The sequence below is a fragment of the Cryobacterium sp. M15 genome (assembly GCF_002929675.1).
Taxonomy (GTDB): Bacteria; Actinomycetota; Actinomycetes; order Actinomycetales; family Microbacteriaceae; genus Cryobacterium; species Cryobacterium lyxosi.
On record NZ_PJJW01000011.1, the window covers coordinates 1 to 3,682 of the forward strand.

Here is a 3,682-nt window from a genome sequence, read left to right on the forward strand (position 1 = left end):
ACCCCGTACCCCGTACCCCGTACCCCGTACCCCGTACCCCGTACAATTTTCGTTGGTCACGCTGCACGAGACCGCCATCCCGAATCCCGACGCAACGTGCCGTGCCGGCCATGGAAGCACCGGTGTGCCATCTAGTTCTGGTCGTCGTCGAGCGAGTGACCCGGTCGCGGGGAGCCCCCGACAGGGTGGTCGAGTCGGACGAGACCGCCCACTTGTGACTCGCCAACACCTGCGGTGTCGGCCGCTCTTCTCGTCGGCCTCGGCACGTCGAGCTGGATCGGCACGTCCATGAGCGGGTTCTTGCTCGGCAGGGCAATCAGCGTTTGCTTTAGGTCGATCTCGACCGGCGGTTGCAGCCAATATTGGCCATTCAGAACAAGCACCTTCCAGTGCCGATTGTGGAGCAACAGATGATGGTGAGCGCAAAGCAGTATGGCCTGATCAATATTGGAAAGTCCCAGATCAGCCCAGTTTTCGATATGGTGCGCCTCGGTCCACGACGGCGGTTGCTCACAGCCGGGCCAGCGGCATCCACCGTCGCGCACGGCGAGGGCCCGACGTTGCTCACGGTTGAAAAGACGTTGCTCTCGTCCAACATTGAGGGGCTGCCCAGCCTGACTGAACAGGATACCGAGGTAGCCCGTATCGCACAGTTGGCGGGAAATCGTCTCACCCGAGACCGCCGCCGGGTTGCCTTCAAAATATCCGAACGTCTTCCGGATGTGGGCCGCTCGGACGTTTCCACCGACCCGTCCACCAGATTCACCACGAGACATCCCGCCCGTCGCCGGTCCCGGCTCGTTGTTCGTTTCTTTGCCCGTGTCACTGTTCGTTTCGATTCTCGTTTCGATGACCGCCACAACGCCCGTTTCACTGTTCCTTTCACTTCCCTTGAGCGTGACCCTTGGTGTTCCCCCGCTGGTGTCATCCGTCTCGACGGTTCGTGCGGGCTTCGCGTTTCCACCGCTCCTCGCTGCCGTGATGAGCGGGGCGTTCTCGGTTGTCTCGCTGATTTGACCCGCCTCATTCCTCACGCCACTCTGGGTTGCTGCACTCGCCGCGGCAGCCGGGGCTTGGTTGGTGGTGGGGCGATCGTGTTCGGTGACGATGACGCGCACCACAGGGCGACGGCCTCCAAAGAGGGTGTTCGGGTCGGCATCGGCGCCGAGTTTGAGAAGTTGGGTGAAGGAATCCGCAGCGATCTGATCGACGGTGCGCGGGTCGTCTTTCACGCTCTGCGCCCACGCTGCCCGTTCCGGATCGACGAACCGCACCCCGCCACGCCGCGGACTGGTCAGGGCGTCATAGGTTGCGATCCACATTTCGCCTTGCTCCGCCGGCAGCAGCGCGTGCAGGGTCACCATGCCGTCGGCCCGGCGCCAGAGCGACCACGTAGTGTCGTCGCGAGCCTGCTTCTCCCGAGCCAGAATACCCGCCGCATCCAGCTCGTCACGCAAGCGCCGGGCTCGTTTATAGGCCTGCTCGGTATTCATTCCGGGTGCCTCGACGAGCAGCACGCGCAGGGCGGCGGCAAGTCTGCCGGCGGTCACGGCCTGGTCGAGGGTGCCCAGGCCACGAAGCAGGGCGTCGGCGACGCCGGGTGAGAAGGTACCGGCAGCGACGGCGTGCATGATCGGCGCTTGCCAGGGAATCAACACCGGCGGCAGCACCGCCGCCGGTGGTGGGACCAGCACGATCGGCGCGATTGGGACCACTGCGACAACCAGCTCAACCGGGCGTGGTGGGGCGTCAGGGAGCGGCAGATCGGGGTTCAACTCAGCCCAGGTGGCGGCCCGATCTGCCTCCCGCTCCTCCCAGTGGGCCGCTTGCCACTCCACGTCCCGCTGCGCGTCGGCCGCCGCGTCAGCGGCAGCTTCCCGTGCGGCGGCCTCCGCCGCTTCCGTCGCGGAAGCAGCCGCCCGCTCGGCCTCCCGCACCTCGGCTGCGCTGCGTTCAGCCTGCTCGGTCTCGGTCATCAGCATGCCGACTGCGAGTAGCCGACCCGCCTCGATGCGGCTGAGGCCGGTGGCGTGTTGCACCATCAGTGTCGGATTGCCAAACCCGTGCCGCGCCGCCAAACCCGACTGGCCCAGCTGCGGCCGGGACCGCTCCGCGATGGTGCCCGCCAACAACGCTGCCACCGTGTTGCTCAGCCGCAGCAGATCCGCGATGGGACCACGCGCTGCGAGCACCTCCGCATCACTCAAAGTGGCGAATTCGGCACTGGAGCCGCCGAGCGCGGCGACATCGGCCGCCACCCGGGTGAGCTCCATCGCCATGTTGGTCATGATTCAACCCAACACCCGACCACCGACATTCCCGAGGAAAAATCACGCATATAAACACTAAATCGATCAAATCCGACAAAGAATACCCAAAAAAATGTTTCTGAGGATCGGTAAGTGACCGGTCCTTCGTAATCGAACTAAAGCCGACAGCGATGTTATCGCGGCGACGAGCATGGTGAAGTTTCCCGCACCCCAGGGCCTGCACGGTCTAAGCGTCACTTCAGCCGTTCAACGGATTGCACTCTGATTCACCCGTAGCGTGAAATAAGCCTCGGCACCAGCCTGTGGAAAGTCTCTGCACGATTGTAGTAATCCGTCTACTCTGACCCCATGCGAAATCCATCGCGCCGCCGTCCCGTGCACAACGTTGTACACACAGCCGCGGTCCTGTTCCTCGCCATTGGCACGCTGAGCGGATGCTCGGCCACTCCCGTCCCGGTTGCCAGCAGCACGGCCGATCCCGTCGCCGAGGCAACTACAGCACCGACCGAGCCTTCTCCAATCTTCGCTTCAAATGACGAGGCCCTGGCCGCCGCGAAGGCGGCATATACAAACTACGCGGCACTCTCTGACGACATTATGCGGAGGCGCTCGGCAACGGTGGATTTTTCGGGCTTTAGCGCATCCGTTAGCGCAAACTACCTCCCGCAAGTAGCAGAGGCTCTTGATAGCTTCACGAAGGCCGGGCATGTCGGTCAAGGCGCGTCTAGCTTCGATTCCGTCGCTCTCGTCCGATACTCAGATTCTGCCCGCGATCACGCCGAAGTCGAGGTATACATGTGCTCCGACGTTTCGGGTCTTCGATTGCTCGACGTTTCTGGGGCCGACGTCACGCCCGCCGAGCGAATCGATCGGGTCCCTCTACAGGTCAGTTTCATTTCTAGTGCTGAAAACCCATCCAAGTTGCTCGTTGATAAGGAAGACGTATGGTCCGGTCGAGATTTCTGTTAGCTTCCGCCGTCGTAGCTTTAATTTTCGGATCAACTGGATTTCCGGGTTCTGCGAGTGCCGAAGTCTGCACGCGAGCGGAGCTTGCCGACGGCTCGTGCCCCCGTTCACAAGCCGTCGTCACTGGTCCGAGCGTCGACCTAACAGCGGGTAACACGACGGGCTCCAGCGGTACCGGAATCTCAAGTCACCCACGACGAGGACGCGGGGGAACAGACCCCCTGGCGCCGCCGCGAGTGTGCGCAAACGGCGACCCGGCAAAGCCCGGCATCGACACTATTCCCTGCGGCAACGGCTCCTTCTTACCCTTCGCCCGACCCAACACACCCGCAACTCCCTGCACCGTATGCTCCCCCTCAACCATTGTGAGCGTCTCCGACCTGCAAAACTTCCCCGCCTACGCCGCCCCCACAAACATGGAACCCAACGGCTGGACCATCGTCGGA

At 63.0% G+C, this 3,682-nt stretch carries 2 protein-coding genes and 1 pseudogene; 2 read left to right on the forward strand and 1 reads right to left on the reverse strand.

Features of this window, described 5'->3' with window-relative positions; translation table 11 throughout:
- Positions 1–131 precede the first annotated feature (131 nt).
- Complete coding sequence (locus tag CXY83_RS00120; RefSeq protein ID WP_104195424.1) at positions 132–2,288, reverse strand: DUF222 domain-containing protein; 2,157 nt, start codon at positions 2,286–2,288, stop codon at positions 132–134.
- A 330-nt stretch (positions 2,289–2,618) separates the two neighbouring features.
- Between CXY83_RS00120 and CXY83_RS00125 the strand changes: the two genes are divergently transcribed.
- Both CXY83_RS00125 and CXY83_RS17905 read left to right on the forward strand, forming a co-directional pair.
- Positions 2,619–3,239: a hypothetical protein gene (locus CXY83_RS00125; RefSeq protein WP_146069777.1), complete on the forward strand. Its 621-nt coding sequence runs from the start codon at positions 2,619–2,621 to the stop codon at positions 3,237–3,239.
- A gap of 233 nt (positions 3,240–3,472) precedes the next feature.
- Positions 3,473–3,682, forward strand: a pseudogene (locus CXY83_RS17905) (hypothetical protein); the annotation flags it as partial.